This window comes from Psychrobacter nivimaris, assembly GCF_904846365.1.
GTDB classification, from domain to species: domain Bacteria; phylum Pseudomonadota; class Gammaproteobacteria; order Pseudomonadales; family Moraxellaceae; genus Psychrobacter; species Psychrobacter nivimaris_B.
On sequence record NZ_CAJHAL010000003.1, the window covers coordinates 75,320 to 90,965 of the forward strand.

At 44.3% G+C, this 15,646-nt stretch carries 14 protein-coding genes; 4 read left to right on the plus strand and 10 right to left on the minus strand.

Annotated features, from left to right (window positions below; all coding sequences use genetic code 11):
- Positions 1–75: 75 nt before the first annotated feature.
- From murG to JMX63_RS02335, 6 genes are all read right to left on the minus strand, one after another.
- Positions 76–1,161: an undecaprenyldiphospho-muramoylpentapeptide beta-N-acetylglucosaminyltransferase gene (gene murG, locus JMX63_RS02310; RefSeq protein ID WP_201570642.1), complete on the minus strand. Its 1,086-nt coding sequence runs from the start codon at positions 1,159–1,161 to the stop codon at positions 76–78.
- Between the two features lie 341 nt (positions 1,162–1,502).
- Positions 1,503–2,474, minus strand: a complete 972-nt coding sequence (gshB, locus tag JMX63_RS02315) for a glutathione synthase (protein ID WP_201570644.1) — start codon at positions 2,472–2,474, stop codon at positions 1,503–1,505.
- 65 nt (positions 2,475–2,539) lie between these two features.
- Positions 2,540–3,256, minus strand: coding sequence for an orotate phosphoribosyltransferase (pyrE, locus tag JMX63_RS02320; RefSeq protein ID WP_201570646.1), 717 nt, complete (start codon positions 3,254–3,256; stop codon positions 2,540–2,542).
- Between the two features lie 62 nt (positions 3,257–3,318).
- Positions 3,319–4,356, minus strand: a complete 1,038-nt coding sequence (locus JMX63_RS02325; RefSeq protein WP_201570648.1) for a hypothetical protein — start codon at positions 4,354–4,356, stop codon at positions 3,319–3,321.
- Positions 4,357–4,436: 80 nt separating this feature from the next.
- Positions 4,437–5,276, minus strand: coding sequence for an SDR family oxidoreductase (locus JMX63_RS02330; protein ID WP_201570650.1), 840 nt, complete (start codon positions 5,274–5,276; stop codon positions 4,437–4,439).
- 125 nt (positions 5,277–5,401) lie between these two features.
- Positions 5,402–7,546, minus strand: a complete 2,145-nt coding sequence (locus JMX63_RS02335; protein ID WP_201570652.1) for an Lnb N-terminal periplasmic domain-containing protein — start codon at positions 7,544–7,546, stop codon at positions 5,402–5,404.
- A 151-nt stretch (positions 7,547–7,697) separates the two neighbouring features.
- Between JMX63_RS02335 and ampD the strand changes: the two genes are divergently transcribed.
- From ampD to JMX63_RS02350, 3 genes are all read left to right on the plus strand, one after another.
- Positions 7,698–8,327, plus strand: coding sequence for a 1,6-anhydro-N-acetylmuramyl-L-alanine amidase AmpD (gene ampD / locus JMX63_RS02340; RefSeq protein ID WP_201570654.1), 630 nt, complete (start codon positions 7,698–7,700; stop codon positions 8,325–8,327).
- Between the two features lie 112 nt (positions 8,328–8,439).
- Complete coding sequence (murJ, locus tag JMX63_RS02345; RefSeq protein WP_201570656.1) at positions 8,440–9,990, plus strand: murein biosynthesis integral membrane protein MurJ; 1,551 nt, start codon at positions 8,440–8,442, stop codon at positions 9,988–9,990.
- A 129-nt stretch (positions 9,991–10,119) separates the two neighbouring features.
- A complete protein-coding gene (locus JMX63_RS02350; RefSeq protein WP_201570658.1) occupies positions 10,120–10,743 on the plus strand; it encodes a nuclear transport factor 2 family protein in 624 nt (207 codons plus the stop codon).
- 11 nt (positions 10,744–10,754) lie between these two features.
- Here JMX63_RS02350 and JMX63_RS02355 read toward each other — a convergent pair whose 3' ends face one another.
- Entirely contained in the window at positions 10,755–11,375 is a 621-nt protein-coding gene (locus tag JMX63_RS02355; RefSeq protein WP_201570660.1) for a GNAT family N-acetyltransferase, read from the minus strand.
- Positions 11,376–11,578: 203 nt separating this feature from the next.
- Here JMX63_RS02355 and ribF point away from each other — a divergent pair, with 203 nt between their 5' ends.
- On the plus strand, positions 11,579–12,661 hold the full coding sequence (gene ribF / locus JMX63_RS02360) for a riboflavin biosynthesis protein RibF (RefSeq protein WP_201570663.1): 1,083 nt from the start codon (positions 11,579–11,581) through the stop codon (positions 12,659–12,661).
- A 75-nt stretch (positions 12,662–12,736) separates the two neighbouring features.
- On the opposite strand, the gene JMX63_RS02365 is transcribed toward ribF, so the two are convergent.
- The 3 genes from JMX63_RS02365 to JMX63_RS02375 form a co-directional block, all read right to left on the minus strand.
- Complete coding sequence (locus JMX63_RS02365; RefSeq protein ID WP_160022359.1) at positions 12,737–12,976, minus strand: DUF2789 domain-containing protein; 240 nt, start codon at positions 12,974–12,976, stop codon at positions 12,737–12,739.
- Positions 12,977–13,271: 295 nt separating this feature from the next.
- On the minus strand, positions 13,272–14,261 hold the full coding sequence (locus JMX63_RS02370) for a malate dehydrogenase (RefSeq protein WP_185156582.1): 990 nt from the start codon (positions 14,259–14,261) through the stop codon (positions 13,272–13,274).
- A 370-nt stretch (positions 14,262–14,631) separates the two neighbouring features.
- The gene (locus JMX63_RS02375) at positions 14,632–15,312 is read right to left on the minus strand and encodes a T2 family ribonuclease (protein WP_227673214.1); all 681 of its coding nucleotides are present in this window, start codon (positions 15,310–15,312) and stop codon (positions 14,632–14,634) included.
- Positions 15,313–15,646 lie beyond the last annotated feature (334 nt).

A 15,646-nucleotide genomic window follows, 5' to 3' on the forward strand; every position in this document is an offset into this window, starting at 1 on the left:
AATAAAATATGATGAAACAAAATAAGGGAATATAAAAATAGTCAGTCGTAAAATTGCTGATTGCAATGGGAGAGGCTATAACGTCTGCCAAATAATATCAGCAACCTGTTTAGTCGCGCTACGATTGGCAAGGGCATGGCCTTTTTTTGCCATTTCTAGGCAAGCGCGGCGATCAAGCACTGCAAGCTCATCACGCAAGCGCTGCGCTGTTAGCTCAGACTGTGGCAGTAGAATTGCGGCATCGTGTGACGTTAAGGTGCGAGCATTAGCCGTCTGATGGTCATCAACCGCATGCGGTAGCGGTACAAAAATAGCGGCGATGCCGACGTTTTGGATTTCGGTCACGGTCAACGCACCTGCGCGGCAAACGATGATGTCTGCCCAGTTATAAGCTGCAGCCATATCATTAATAAACGGCTGTACAGTAAACTGATGGTTGTTTAGATTTTGCTCGCTATAAGCCGCTTGCGTGGCTGCTTCATTGTTGCGTCCGCACTGGTGTAAGACTTCAAACGGCTGATCTAGTAATGCTAATGCTTTTGGTACTGTATCATTTAATACCTGAGCTCCAAGTGAACCGCCGACTACCAATAGTTTAAGCGGTGAACTGTCATTTACGTCGTAGCGTACCGTTGGCTCTGCGACACCAGTAATGGCATTACGCACAGGATTGCCCACTGTCTCAAGCTTGGCATCTTGCTGACTATTGGCAAAGGTATTCTCGAACGCTTGTAACGTCTTGGTCGACAGCTTAGATAAGTAGCGATTGCTCATGCCAGCAATGGCATTTTGCTCATGGATAATCAATGGCGTATTAGTCATGCGCGCAGCGATACCGCCAGGTGCACTCACATAACCGCCGAACCCAACGACCACATCGATCTGATTACTACGAATCACTTTCACGGCAGCCATCGTCGCGGATAGCAGAGTCATTGGTAGCTTCAATAGTCGACCAACGCCTTTGCCACGAAGTCCTTGCATATTAATAGCATGAAAAGGATAACCTGTGGGCTCAACCAAACCGTTTTCCATACCGTTTGGCGTTCCCAACCAATGAATCACTGCACCGCGCTGGCTCAGCTCGTCGCTCACTGCAAGCGCTGGAAAAACATGCCCGCCCGTACCAGCTGCCATCATCAATATATGCGGTGTTTTCATGAACGCCTGCCTATCTTTACTTTATTTATATGAAGGGTTTATCTCACTGCTGCGGTGGCAATTATGAAAAATAATGACCTAGCCAAAGCCCGCATAGTATAGAGGAAATCATTGTCTTATATACAGTACTTTATGCAGCAAAAATAACAAAAATCCAAGCCATGATCGGTCACGGCTTGGCGTCGTGTAATGCTAATAAACGGTAAGGAAAATCCAATGACTAACAATACCTCAAAATATGGGTTTTACGTAGTCAAAATATGGGTTTTACGTAGTCAAAATATGGGTTTTACGTAGTCAAAATATTCTTAAACTCAAAACGTTCCTGAACATAACTAAAGCTACACAGTAAATTTATTCTCAATCGCCATGATAAAGTCGGTCGCGATATCTGTACCGCATTGATCATCAATCTCACGTACGCATGTTGGGCTAGTAACGTTAATCTCAGTGATACGCCCACCGATCAAGTCTAGACCAACGAACATTAGGCCTTTTTCTTTGACGATTGGTGCCACAACTTCTGCTACTTGGCGTTCGATATCAGTCAATGGCATGGCAACACCGCTACCACCAGCTGCTAGGTTACCACGGGTCTCGCCTTTGGTTGGAATACGGGCCAAACTATAATCTACCACGACTCCATCGACGATTAATACGCGCTTATCGCCCTCTTTGATTTCTGGCAAATAACGCTGCGCCATGATGGGCAAAGTCTCAAGCTCAGTCAGTATCTCTAACGTCACTCCGATGTTTGGGCTATCAGCGGTTAAACGAAAGATACCAGTGCCGCCCATACCATCTAGTGGCTTGACGATGACGTCCTGCTGTTCAGCGATAAACTTACGAATGTGTGCTTGTTTGCTAGTCACAATCGTTGGGCTCATATAATCGCTAAACCACGTCGCAAATAACTTTTCATTGCAGTCGCGAATCGCCTGTGGGTCATTGACCACGAGTACGCCTGCTGATTTGGCATGGTCAAGCATATAAGTGGCATAAATAAAGCGCATATCAAACGGTGGATCTTTGCGCATCAAAATCACGTCATAGTCGGCGACTGGCCCTGTGCTTTTATCACCCAATGTATAGAAATCTGCAGGATCACGCTTTACTGTCAGTGGCTGCGTATCAACCATCAACTGACCACGGTCCAACCACAGGTCATGAATCTGACAATAACCGAGCTGATGGCCACGGTCTTGAGCGGCCCACATCATAGCGAGACTGGTGTCTTTTTTATAATTAACCCGCTCGATCGGATCCATAATAACGAGTATTTTTAGCGACTTTTCTTGTTTTTGTTGGCTCATGATAAGACTCACTTACGTTATATTATTAATATGAAACAAACTGATTAAACAACATCAGTGCCCAACTATACGCCGTACTGCTCACGGTAGTGTTGCATTTTGGCTAACTGGGTCGCGTCTTTATGCTGGCCGTTTTGTGCACCATGGTCATCAGCTAAATAACTGATCAAATCATCGATATCGACCAATGCACGTACAGGCACTTTTAGTGTCGCGGCAAGCTCTTGGATAGCAGAGTGCTCGGCTTGACCTTTTTCTTTACGATCGAGTGCAACGATAATACCAGCAACGCTTGCGCCTGCTTGCTCTAAAATCTCGACCACTTCGCGCATGGCTGTACCCGCTGTGATGACATCGTCAAGCACCCAAACGGCCTTGCCACTTACGTCAGCACCGACCAAATTGCCGCCTTCGCCGTGAGTTTTGGCTTCTTTACGGTTATAGCCCCATTTGGCATTAATGCCATGATGTAGCCATAACGCTTGCGCTGTCGCTGCGACAAAAGGAATACCTTTATAAGCCGCACCAAAGACGACCAGCTCTTGCGCATCAGCACCATCATTTGCTGCACTCATTTGTTCAGCCAAGGCATCTGCATAACCACGTGCTAGTAACGACAACATCTCACCAGTCGCAAGCAAGCCTGCATTAAAAAAGTATGGACTGATACGACCAGACTTTAGGACAAACTCACCAAACTTAAGCACTTGGTTGTCTAGAGCCAGTTGAATAAATTGATGAGATGAAAACGTAGGGTCTTGAGGGCGTGTTACATGAGACATTATGACATTCCTATCAGCAAAAAGAGGGGGCAAAAAATTTGCATTATTGTACGCATTATTGATCAGCTTGACCAACCATTGATCTCATAATCCTGCATATTGGCATAGCGAGTCAGCAAACCACTACGCGATGAGATATTAAAATAGCTTTGTCCATCTGCTCGGACTTGTATCTCCCAGCCCAAATGATAAGCGGCAACAATAATATGGCCAGCAAACAGTCGAATCTGACGATATGCATGGCGCTGTGACGGCTCACAAACGATCTGACTGAGCAAATAGCTACGCACATGCTGGCAGATTTCTGCGGCGCTATAACTATGATTGATACTCTTACGGGTACTACATTGCTTTAGCGCATGGACAGCCACGCTACATGCCATAATATCCGTGGCCAAACTACCCTCGCCTGTTTCAAACTGCTGCGGCTGTAGTATCACTTGCCAATCATCGGCATACAGACTGTTTAGTAGCTCATCAGGATTATAGCGTTTGGTCAATGCGCGCATAGATAATAATGCAGAATTTTGAGCCTTGCTGTCATTGTTTGAATCGTTGTTTGAATCGTTATCTGATTCAGTCACTGTAGAGTTATCAATAGGCAAAAACCCATAACGGTTCAGTTTTGGATAAGCGCGAATCGCCTGTTGAATATCCGACATATCTAATAATGTCATATCTGATAATGTCGATATTAACGGCTGCTCACTATGATTCTGATAAAAGCTATCCGGCAATTCGATAAGCTGTGCCGCATTCAGCAATGATAAATGCTCAGCCAGCGCTTCTGAAGCAATCAGCGACCACTTCGATAAGCTGTCTGCATTGGGCTGATAGAACCGCGTAGAGTTACCATAAAGCCTGCGCAATTGACCATTTAGGCGACGAGCGGGCTCAGGAATATCACTTAATGGTCTGGCAGGGTCAAGAGGAGATTGTTTGGGATCAAAGTTAGGATGTACGATCGCAGGTTGCTGCGAATCAGCTAGCATAGACGATTGACCAGCCTTTTTTTGGACGTGACCTTCTGCCAGCTGCCCGCCTTCTGTTGCCAGATTAGCATGAGACAAACGGTCATCAGAAGTAGAAGGCTGGGACATGAAATCTCCATAAACTATAAAATAAATAAGAACGATTATACCAAGGGCTATTTTACTCTTTAAGGCTTAACTCTAAAGGCTTACTCTTGATAATTCAAAATATCTCGGTAGCCTGTCTGCCAATCAGCATAATCAAGCCAAGCTAACGGAATGTTGCTGTGCAAGCGTTTTCCTGTCACTGAGGTTTTTGTATTATCAATAGTAGGAGGTGTCTCGCCAACCTGCTCACTAAGCCAAACCTCTAGCTCAAACGTAGTAACAGGTCTATAGTCCGTCGCTAAATAGACAGACTTTGGTGTCTCTATCGTCAACACTTTGGCGATGATATTGACCAAGTCGCGATCCATAATACGGTTGCTCCAATGCTCAGCTGGCACTGGATCTTTATCTGACTCACGAGCCTTACGTAGTCGCATTAAGCGCTCGCGACCGTAGATACCACTGGGGCGAATAATAATGGCTTTATCACCGAAGCCTTGTTGCAGCGCTTGCTCTGCTTGCAATATAACTTTTGAGGCTTCACGCGCAGGCGTAACAGGTGCAGTATGCTCATCAATCCATTCGCCATTGTCCTGACCGTAGACACCAGTAGAAGAAATGAATACTACACGTTCAAGTTTAATAAGCTGTGGAGCAAGCGTTGCCAAATGCTGACTAATCGCTAGATAACTGTCGTGATAACCGCTGGTTGAATACTCGTCAGGGGTGACGATAATCGCAATATGAGTAAATGCTTGTAGCTGCTCAGCAGTCAAAGTCAACGCATTAGCCTGCAAAAAATCTGCACTATCTACCAAATCATAGTATTCGCGCTCACTACGAGCCAGCCCAGTCACACAATAGCCATCTTGGGCGAGTTTATTGGTCACTGGTAGGCCAATATCACCTTGCCCGATAATTAGTAAATTTTGCGTATTCATAAAGCATGTTTCCCTTTATACAACTTCCTTTATACAACGATTACAGCACTTAGAAGCCATTTTGTTTAAATTAATGCCTAAATCAACGGCTAAATCAGTGTCTAAACCAATATCTAAATCAGTGACTAAAAGTATCGTCTGTACGATAGCTGGATATCATCATTGGCATCGATACGATCTTGCCATTCGTAATTGGCATTAATACGTAGTGCTTGTTTTTTATCAATGTCGTATTGTAGCCCTAGGCTTGAGATTGGTTGCCAATAATGACCACGGACGTTGGTTTCATCGCTGTTGCCATGATACCAATATGGCAATTGCAATTCAGCTTGCGCGCGTAACTGATTGTTAATCTGATAACGGCAGCCTGCATTGATACCTGCGCCTAGACGAAAGCCTTTATTGATACCTCGTCCTACTTGCCCTGTACCTGCCAAAAACGTATAGCACAGTTGCGGCGGCATCTCACCAGTACCTGCGGCTGGTGTACCAAATGCCCATGACCAGCCTTTCTCGTAACCCACGCTACCAACCAAATGATCCGTACCTGCCTCTTGCGATCCATCGTTTACTCGCGTCGCCTCGATACTAGCGCCCCAAGTATTGCCTTTTTGGGCTGCATTGACAGGGTTAAAAGAACGGCCACGAATCAAAGTGACATTTTGCAAAACCACACTATCTGGCTGATTGTGCTTATTATCATCTGTGTCATACAGTCGTAATGTCGCAGCCAGCCCTTCTAAGTTAAAAAATTGTGGATACCCTGAATCGTGGTCAAGCGTATCATGAAACCCCGCTCGAAACCCAATATCCATATAGTCATTGTCACCACGCTGCCCTATACCTATCGTACCCAACTGTAGCGGATGCCTGTCTATCGGATTATTATCCGATACGTCGATTTGACGCTTGAGTAGTGTTTGCCCATCAGCTGACATGCTCGATACAGGATTGAGCTGCGCAGACTTGATCTCATTCACGGTTTGTTTAGCGCTATTATGATAGCCCAACTGCGCGCGCTGTTGTTTTTTCTCATTGAGCTGAGATTGACGTAAGGTATTATCAGCAGGCGTATAAGTGGTACTTGCCAGCAACTGCTCATCATTTAATAGTTGAATCACATCAGAAGGCACGACTGCGTAAGACAATTGACTCAGTAGGTTTTGCTGCGGACGGACCACATCAATAAGACGTAGAATCTCAGAAGCACAATTGTCCGTGGTAAAGTAATACGGCATCTTCAATGCTTTGGTTTCCCAAACGTGGCGCATAATCTGCTGAACTTCCTTCGGCGTCAGACCCAACTGATATGTCCACGTATCCCGTTCATCGTCTTGCAGGTATTTCGCTAGCATCTCTGGATAAGGGTCAATTTCGATAGCGCTGTTGTAGCTACCAATCATTGACTTGGTAGCATATATCGGGAAACTGTCGTTTGGATCACCGTCTACCGTGTAGTTCAGCGCATAAGCCTTATCGATTTGGTTTGGATCGGCGATGCTCGCTTTTGAGTCAATGCGTAACAGCGTATGAGCAAATGCAGAGAGCGGATTGTCCAAATACTCCTGCGCAAACATGATAGATAGCTGCTCAGGTGCAATGGTCTGCATCCATTCATCCAGCTCTGGACAGTCAGCAGATAGACTTGCAGCATCGATCGCTAGCACCTCTGCTAACCACGCCACTCGCGCTGGAAAACGACATAAGACAGAGTTATCATTGGTATCAGTTTTTGCTTGGTTGTGATCAGTTACTGATGATGCCAACTCTTGCGCAAGTGCCGCGAGCATCGCATCTAACTCTGCACCTGAATCTCGTTGACCATTTTTACTTAGAAAAAAGCTCGGATCGTCAACCAAACTCTCGGTTTTCTTTTTACCCAATACGCTGTTTTTATTATCGTAAAAATACAACAAGCGTCGCCATGTTGTATGCTGTGCCAACTTGTCTGTTTTTACTTGCTGACGCCATGTCGATAGCAGCTGATCTGTCGCTACGCTTGATTCAGATAAAGTACTATTTTGAATATTAGGTTCAGCACTATTAATATTGTCCGACTCAGCTAATACATCTGAATTAGAATAAGTAGGTGCGGTGCTAGATGTGTCAGGTGACAATGTATCTAATTCAAGGACGGACAACGGCGTTGGTAGAAATGCCTGTGTTTGAGCCGAGAGCAGCAACCCTGCTATAGCTAATGGTAGACGTGCTCGCAGGCTAATAGTCATTAGCGTACAATCGATAGGTATGGACGTCAGTTTTATAGACATGAGGTAAAATCTCGCACGTTATTATTCATACGCTATCAGCGTTATTAAAGTTTCTATTCCAAAAAACCAAACATATAGCCCACTATCGTTTAGCTAATTAGATAGATTGTCTATCACACCATTATCAATACTAGTATAAAAAGAGAGCATTATGCCTGCATCATTGCCACACTTATCATCTGCGTCGCCAATGACCATCGAAGACGGTCTACTATCAACAGCTACTTGGCTAGCCTCACCCAATTACAATGTAAGGCCAAAAGGTTTGAGCATTGACGCAATCGTCGTACACAATATCAGCCTACCACCGAATGAATTTGGTGCCTGCGACGCTAATGGCAGACATTATGTGAAAGCATTATTTACCAATCAATTAGACTGGGATGCTCATCCTTATTTTCAAACAATTAAAGGCGCGGAAGTATCAGCGCACCTATTTATCGAACGTGATGGTGCTATCACTCAGTTTGTCAATTTCAACGAACGGGCGTGGCATGCTGGGCGGTCTAGCTACTTGGGTCGACCTGAATGTAATGATTATAGCATTGGCATTGAGCTTGAAGGGTCGGATTTTGTGTCCTTCACTTCTGTTCAATATGAGCAGCTAGCCGAAGTAATTGCCGCCATCTATAAGGCCTATCCCAAAACACGTCGCCACTTGACAGGCCATAGCGATATCGCGCCTGGGCGTAAGACTGACCCTGGTGATTATTTTGAATGGGCAAGGTTGCGCCAGTTAGTCGCTGATGCAACGAAAAACGATGTACCATCGCATAAATGATTTCCACACTCAATCCATTTATCTCAATGGTGAAAGTGATATAATTCGTCAGTTTTTCATCCATATCACATCGGCACATAACTCAATATACAACTTGGCAAGATAGGTTCTCATGGCAAAAAGTCGGTTATTTCGTTCAACCATGGTGGTCAGCAGTATGACCATGTTATCGCGTATTTTAGGTTTGGTACGTGATGTTGTATTGCTAGGGGTTTTTGGTGCAGGTGGTTTGATGGATGCCTTTTTGGTCGCCTTCAAAATCCCAAACTTCTTACGACGATTGTTTGCAGAAGGCGCGTTTAGCCAAGCTTTCGTGCCAGTACTGTCCGAATACAAAGAAAAGTACAGCTTGCAACAAGTACAGATTTTAGTCAGTCGCACCTCGGGCGCATTATTGCTAGTGTTATCGATGCTTACGGTTGTAGTCATCCTAATCGCTCCTTGGGTGGTAACGTTGTTTGCCCCTGGATTTGCCGATCAACCCAACAAGTTTGCCATTACCGCTGAGTTATTGCGCCTTACCTTTCCGTATTTGCTATTCATCTCTATGACAGCGTTTGCCAGTGGTATTCTGCAGAGCTACGGTCGTTTTGCTGCACCTGCCTTCGCGCCCGTGTTATTGAACCTGTGTATGATTGGTGGTGCGCTGATTTTTGCGCCAATGTTTGATACACCTATTATGGCACTCGGCTATGCAGTCGCTATCGCAGGTTTGCTACAGTTTTTGATTCAACTGCCGCAGCTCTGGCAACAAAAGCTGCTTGTCGCACCAAAGATTGACTTCCAGCACGAAGGCGTTCGTCGAATTTTGAAACTGATGTTACCTGCTATCTTTGGTGTTTCTGTTACTCAGATTAATTTACTACTGAACACTATCTTCGCCTCATTGATGATTGGCGGTTCCGTCTCTTGGCTCTATGCAGCTGAACGTATGAGCGAGCTGCCATTGGGTCTGATTGGTGTGGCGATTGGTACCGTCATATTACCAAGCCTATCCAAAAGTGAAGCTCAAAAAGACGACGTCAGTTTCAAAAAGACCATCGACTGGGCAGCACGTCTTATCATCTTGGTCGGTGTGCCTGCCTCGGCTGCCCTATTTGTACTGGCAGATGTATTGATGCAAGCGCTGTTTTTACGTGGTGAGTTTACCTTACGTGACGCTCAGATGAGCTCGCTGGCCTTACGTAGTATGGCAGGTGGTATCTTAGGATTTATGCTTATTAAGATCTTTGCCCCTGCATTTTTTGCGCGTCAAGACACTAGAACCCCTGTCAAAATCGGTATTATCTCTGTCATCGCCAATATGATTTTTAGTGTTATTTTTATTGGAATCTTTTACTTCTTAGAGATACCGCTACATGGTGGTCTGGCATTGGCTACGACTGGCGCTGCTTTTGTAAACGCAGGCTTGCTATATTACTTCTTACATAAGCGTGATATTTTCCGTTTCGGTCCGCATTGGAAAAAGCTATTTACGCAGTTTGCTATTTCGACTGGCTCTATGATTGGTGTGCTTTATTTTATGCTACCTTATTTTCCTACCGATGAGGCTCAGTGGCAACGTATCGTCGCGCTGATTATTATGTGTGCCGTCGGAGCGCTGGTTTACGGTGTGGTATTGCTAGCGACTGGTTTCCGTCCGCGTCAGCTAAAGCACGGTTAGGACAAATTATAAGCAAACTCATGGCAGGCTTACGAAACCAAAACAAGCCTGTTATGAGAAATGACAATGCTCGCTGCTGATAATTGTCATAATAGATCATTAATGAATACATGACATTTGAGGTTTAATATGACAACGAAACAGCCAATCTTTCAGCGCTTACCAATTTTGCTAGCAACTGGTGTACTAAGCACTGGATTACTTATTAGCGGTTGTAGCAATAATGAGTCGGCTGAAACTGCTATCGATAATGAAGATGTGGCAGCGACCGTGGATACCTCAGAAGACGTCACATTAGACAATGATACGACTGACCAAGCAGAGATTGCTGAAAGTGCTAGCGAAACAGGCGAAATGACAGATGGCACTGAAGACAAGACAGCGATTGATAGTGACAATATTAATCCAGTCACTGAAGCGGCCGAACAAAAAAGCCTAGTGACCAATCCGACTCAAGCCGGTACGCCAGAAGATACTGTCAAGCAAGCCCTAAACAGCTTATATTATGGTGACGTGAAGGATGCGGCGTCATATTACCAAGTCGATATGGCAAACTTTGAAGAAGAGCTTGCCAACACCCAGTCTGCATTTCAACAAACGGTGGATGGCGTTACGATTACTGATACCAAATACAATGATGACAAAACTCGTGCTACCATCACTGGCGAGCTGATGCTAAAAGGACAGAGCGAACCTGCACCATTGACCTACCAGCTACAGAAGATAGAAGGTCAATGGAAGATTTTGGGTTAGAGCATTTCAAGTTAAATTGTTTCAGACGCTTTATCTGAGACATGGGCTGACGTGACTGCTTTGCCAAGCATCACAACATCAGCGATAAACCCTTCCATATCGCAAACTTCGGGCATATAACCCCATTGTTCAAAGCCAAGCTTACGAAATAATCCTAAGCTTGGATGGTTATGAGCAAAGACAAGTGCGATGATATTTCGAATACCTAGGCTTGGTGCTTGCGTCAACATCCAACGGGTCAGCAAACTGCCTAACCCTTTGCCCTGATAATCTTGATTTAGATAGATGCTAATCTCGGTACTGATGTGATAGGCCGTACGCGCGTACAAATCACTAAAACTGCCCCATGCGACTATCGGCGCCTTTGTTTGATATATGTCATCTGATGGTAATGCCTTGACCACATATATTGGTCTGGTTGCACTATCCAAATGCTCCTCAAACCAAGCGGCACGCTCCTCTAGCGTAACCAATGCAAGATTGGCTGTTGCTTGTTTGCCCGGTATGCTTTGATTATAAATGGCTAAGACTTCTGCTAAATCTTCTTTATTTGCACGCTGCACAACGAACTGATCGGTGAGCTGATATGTCGATAGGTCAGTTGGTATAGTATTCAAGGCAGCAGCAGACATAAGATCTCCATCGTTGTCGGGATTGTTGTTAGCATCATTGGCAATAAAGAATAGCCACCCTATGCGTCATAGTTGCATTACACGTAGACTATAGGATGTTAGTGTGGCTATTTTACTTTATAATGGCTGGTTTTAGACACATCAATTTTAAGCATAGATGTGTTTTTTCGTTTTTTATTTGGTCTCATCATAGCTGAAAACTTATGAAAACCTATTTTCTTGAGCAACTGATTTCGTCGCCACACGCTTCATCTACGGACACTGTCCCAGTAGAGTTGGCATCTTGCGTGCTCACTATTGGTAATTTCGACGGTGTGCACCTTGGTCACCAAACCATGCTAGCCCAGGTTCGTGAAATTGCGCATACCCAAGATTTGGGTGCAGCGGTCATGATATTTGAGCCGCAGCCACGCGAGTTTTTTGCACCTGCTAAAGCGCCTGCACGTTTGACCAATCTGGCAGAAAAGCAAGCACTGCTAGCAGAATATGGTGTTGAAACATTGATCGTAGCAGGTTTTGATACAGAATTTCGCTCGCTATCAGCACAAGCATTTGCCGATATATTAGCCAAGCGTTTAAACGTAAAAGCGTTGGTGCTGGGCGATGACTTTCGCTTCGGTCATGATCGTACTGGCGACAGTCAGTTTTTGCGTGATTATGGTTTGGAGGTGACCAACCTGCATACGGTCACTGATAGCAATACTAATAACGATAATACTGATAGCGACAATGTTGATACGACCGATAACGACGCTGCCCGTATCAGCTCTACTCGTGTTCGTGATTTACTATTGGCAGGTGACCTTCGGGCGGCCAACAGATTACTTGGTCGTGACTATGCAATCACAGGAGGGGTTGTGCGCGGCGACCAGATAGGTCGAACAATAGACTTCCCTACCGCAAATATCGATTTGCAGCGTATAAAGCCTGCCCTGCATGGTATTTTTGCAGTTGACGTGGTGAGCTTAGATGACAATGGTGATGTGATAGCTGATGGTTTGACTGCGCTTGCCACCGATGGTCATAAAGGTGTTGCCGGCTTGCGTCCACATAGTTTGTTTGGCACGGCTAATATTGGCAAAAGACCTTCTGTTGATAAAGGTGATGACTGGCGACTAGAAGTCCACTTTCCAAAGTTGCAAGCTGACTTATACGGATTGAACTTACACGTACGTTTCCTACACTTTTTGCATGGTGAGCGTCGCTATGATGGAATAGAAGCATTAAAAGCCGGTATTCATCAAGACGTCGCAGATCTACTTGAGTGGCGCGAAAAGCAAATTTGATGTTTAGTGTTACTCCAGACATAAAAAACCCCGCGATATTAAGACTATCGCGGGTTTTTTTATGTCTATAAATATTTATGCGTCAGGATGCAAACGAACATTTAGCTCATCGATGGTTTCTACCCATGCTGCATCTTTTTGCCACTCTTCTTGCAAGAACATACGCTGATTGTCCGTCCAAATACTAGCCTCTGTTAGTTTTTCTTCGCTAGCTAATTGGTTTTCTGCGATAAAATTATCAATTGCCTCATCAGAGCTGTCGAGGCCTAACTGAGCAAATAACTCATTCATACTGTATTCTGGTTCACCCAACATAATTTTTCTCCTTAAATGGTACGAATATAGTCGTACTTATTGTTTAATGTGCTTATTATTCAAATTGACATATTCATTGTAGCAAGCTTTATTTTAATAGCTGTTAATCAACGTTTATCTAACGTTATCAATTGTATTAACGGTAAATCGCTTTTACCAGTTTAAGAAAGAAACATAGGTTATTTTCACTTGCCTACTTCTCATAGACACAAAAAAGCCCTCATATTTCAGAGGGCTTTTTTATACTACTTATCTTTACTACTTAAATCATAGCTTACTGCATAGCAGCTTAGATTTACGGTAATAAATGTGCTACTGCATCACGCTCTTCACTAAGCTCTTGCTCAGTGGCAGCCATTTTCTCTTTCGAGAAATCTGATGATACATCAACGCCGTCTACGATAGACCAGTCGCCGTTAGCGCATGTGCATGGGAATGAGTAGATCAAACCTTCAGCAATACCGTATTCACCGTTTGAGTAAACGCCCATAGATACCCAATCGTTCTCATCAGTACCTAGTGCCCACGTACGCATGTGTGCGATAGCAGCGTTGGCAGCAGAAGCCGCAGATGATGCACCGCGAGCTTTGATAATTGCAGCACCGCGCTGTTGTACTTCTGGGATATAAGTTGCTTCGTACCATTCACGATCAACTAAATCTAGCGCAGGCTTACCGTTTACTGTACAAGCGGTTAGATCTGGATACTGAGTTGACGAATGGTTGCCCCAGATGATCATTTTTTTCACGTCATTTACAGTGCTGTCAGTCTTGCCAGCTAACTGTGCCATAGCACGGTTATGGTCTAGACGAGTCATTGCAGTGAAGTTGCGTGGATCAAGATCTGGTGCATTGCGCTGAGCGATAAGTGCGTTCGTGTTGGCAGGGTTACCGACTACCAATACTTTTACATCACGGCTAGCGACTTCGTTCAATGCTTTACCTTGTGCTGAGAAAATCGCAGCGTTGGCTTCTAGCAAATCTTTACGCTCCATACCTGGGCCACGAGGACGTGCACCAACCAGTAAAGCATAATCGATATCTTTGAATGCGACATTAGCATCGTCAGTTTGGACGATACCAGCCAACAATGGGAATGCACAGTCTTCTAGTTCCATGACCACACCCTTTAGGGCGTCAAGAGCTGGCGTAATTTCAAGTAATTGCAAAATAACTGGCTGATCTTTACCTAGCATCTCGCCAGATGCAATACGAAATAGCATCGCGTAGCTGATATTACCAGCGGCACCAGTGACGGCAACACGTAAAGGCTGTTTCATTGACATTGAATACTCCCTAATTAATTATTAGATAATTCTAATGAACGATTATCATTTTAGATATCGACTTGTTTGCTGCATAGCAGCATGTATAAACCGAGAGCTAGTGTAGCACTTCATCGCAGTGACCGTCTAGATACAGTCATAGACCCGTCAGGGATTATATTGTTACATTTTATACGAGAGGAGTTCTACAGAGGCTAAGCGCTTATAGATAAAGCGCTAGAGGGTTTTAGCACATGGGAATTAAAGCACACTTTCACTGTGTTGTACGTAGATATAATGGTCAAAATAGGCAATGTGCACCATCAAATTCGATTAAGTGAAATGAAAAACGGTATCGAAAAGGAAGTTTAAGCAGGTAACTAAGTAAAGACTATCGTCCACCTGAAATGATAAATTTACTGCCACAGCTGTCTACAACATCATGACAAGTACCAAAGTCACTACCTTCATAGCACACATGTATATCAGTAAGTATCGATTGGCGACGGCTGCCTTCTTGACAGATAAGATCTACACTATTGGAAGACATACCACTATTAAGGCGGGTCATTTGACTGATAAATCGTGATTTGGAAACGGTATAACTATTACCCGTATTTAGCTCGTTCGGTAATTTTAATCCACCTGCATAATTGGTAATCTGTCGGAAGTAACTGCTGGCGCTAAGCGGACTACAAGCTCCATAACGTTGCCACGTTTGGCTACGTACCGTTGTATCAGGCATGATGCGGTTGACGACTTTTAGTTGTAGCGGGGTAAGGCGTGGCTCACTACCACGACCGCAGCGTTCGCCATATCCCATGTCTAAACCAGATACGGTTAACGAGTACCCTTCTAAACACTGACGCATACGTGCCCGCGTTGGCTGCATATTACATAATGCTGGGGTCATCTCAATCATCAATACACGCTGACCCGTCTTAACCGTACTAGCCGCCTGTGCTGGCAGCAATATAACGCCTTGTATAAGCAGTAAAGCGCCGAAGCTCATCGTTGCTTTGATACTACCTACGCTATGTTTGCTAGCCAAACCTGCACGCAATTGCATCATAGAGTTAGCGACCTTATTGCTCAGGTTTGTATCTGTCTTTGTATTTGCATTCGATAAAAAGCATATCCGATTAGATAACGAATATTTGGTTTTTGGCGACGTAGACAGACTAAAATATTTTTTGATCATAGGACTGAAGGCAGTTAGTTAGCAATGATAAGACATAGGCTATAACTTAAATCATTAGACGCGATACATAAAACACGCATTGACCTAAGAACAAGACTGAAAAATAGGGTTTCCCATTAAGGCAATGGTAACAAAACGTTTTTTTTAATCTATAGCAAAAACGTAAACGTTGACGACATCGTCAGGAAGATCGATAAATGTTGAT

What these genes read in the sequence shown, in the direction of transcription:
- pyrE (WP_201570646.1), bottom strand. Translation starts at nt 3,256, where the DNA reads ATGTCTCATGTAACACGCCCTCAAGACCCTACGTTTTCATCTCATCAA.
- JMX63_RS02330 (WP_201570650.1), bottom strand. Translation starts at nt 5,276, where the DNA reads ATGAATACGCAAAATTTACTAATTATCGGGCAAGGTGATATTGGCCTA.
- JMX63_RS02375 (WP_227673214.1), bottom strand. Translation starts at nt 15,312, where the DNA reads ATGATGCAATTGCGTGCAGGTTTGGCTAGCAAACATAGCGTAGGTAGT.
- JMX63_RS02350 (WP_201570658.1), top strand. Translation starts at nt 10,120, where the DNA reads ATGACAACGAAACAGCCAATCTTTCAGCGCTTACCAATTTTGCTAGCA.
- JMX63_RS02325 (WP_201570648.1), bottom strand. Translation starts at nt 4,356, where the DNA reads ATGTCCCAGCCTTCTACTTCTGATGACCGTTTGTCTCATGCTAATCTG.
- ampD (WP_201570654.1), top strand. Translation starts at nt 7,698, where the DNA reads ATGCCTGCATCATTGCCACACTTATCATCTGCGTCGCCAATGACCATC.
- JMX63_RS02335 (WP_201570652.1), bottom strand. Translation starts at nt 7,546, where the DNA reads ATGTCTATAAAACTGACGTCCATACCTATCGATTGTACGCTAATGACT.
- ribF (WP_201570663.1), top strand. Translation starts at nt 11,579, where the DNA reads ATGAAAACCTATTTTCTTGAGCAACTGATTTCGTCGCCACACGCTTCA.
- gshB (WP_201570644.1), bottom strand. Translation starts at nt 2,474, where the DNA reads ATGAGCCAACAAAAACAAGAAAAGTCGCTAAAAATACTCGTTATTATG.
- JMX63_RS02365 (WP_160022359.1), bottom strand. Translation starts at nt 12,976, where the DNA reads ATGTTGGGTGAACCAGAATACAGTATGAATGAGTTATTTGCTCAGTTA.
- murJ (WP_201570656.1), top strand. Translation starts at nt 8,440, where the DNA reads ATGGCAAAAAGTCGGTTATTTCGTTCAACCATGGTGGTCAGCAGTATG.
- murG (WP_201570642.1), bottom strand. Translation starts at nt 1,161, where the DNA reads ATGAAAACACCGCATATATTGATGATGGCAGCTGGTACGGGCGGGCAT.
- JMX63_RS02355 (WP_201570660.1), bottom strand. Translation starts at nt 11,375, where the DNA reads ATGTCTGCTGCTGCCTTGAATACTATACCAACTGACCTATCGACATAT.
- JMX63_RS02370 (WP_185156582.1), bottom strand. Translation starts at nt 14,261, where the DNA reads ATGTCAATGAAACAGCCTTTACGTGTTGCCGTCACTGGTGCCGCTGGT.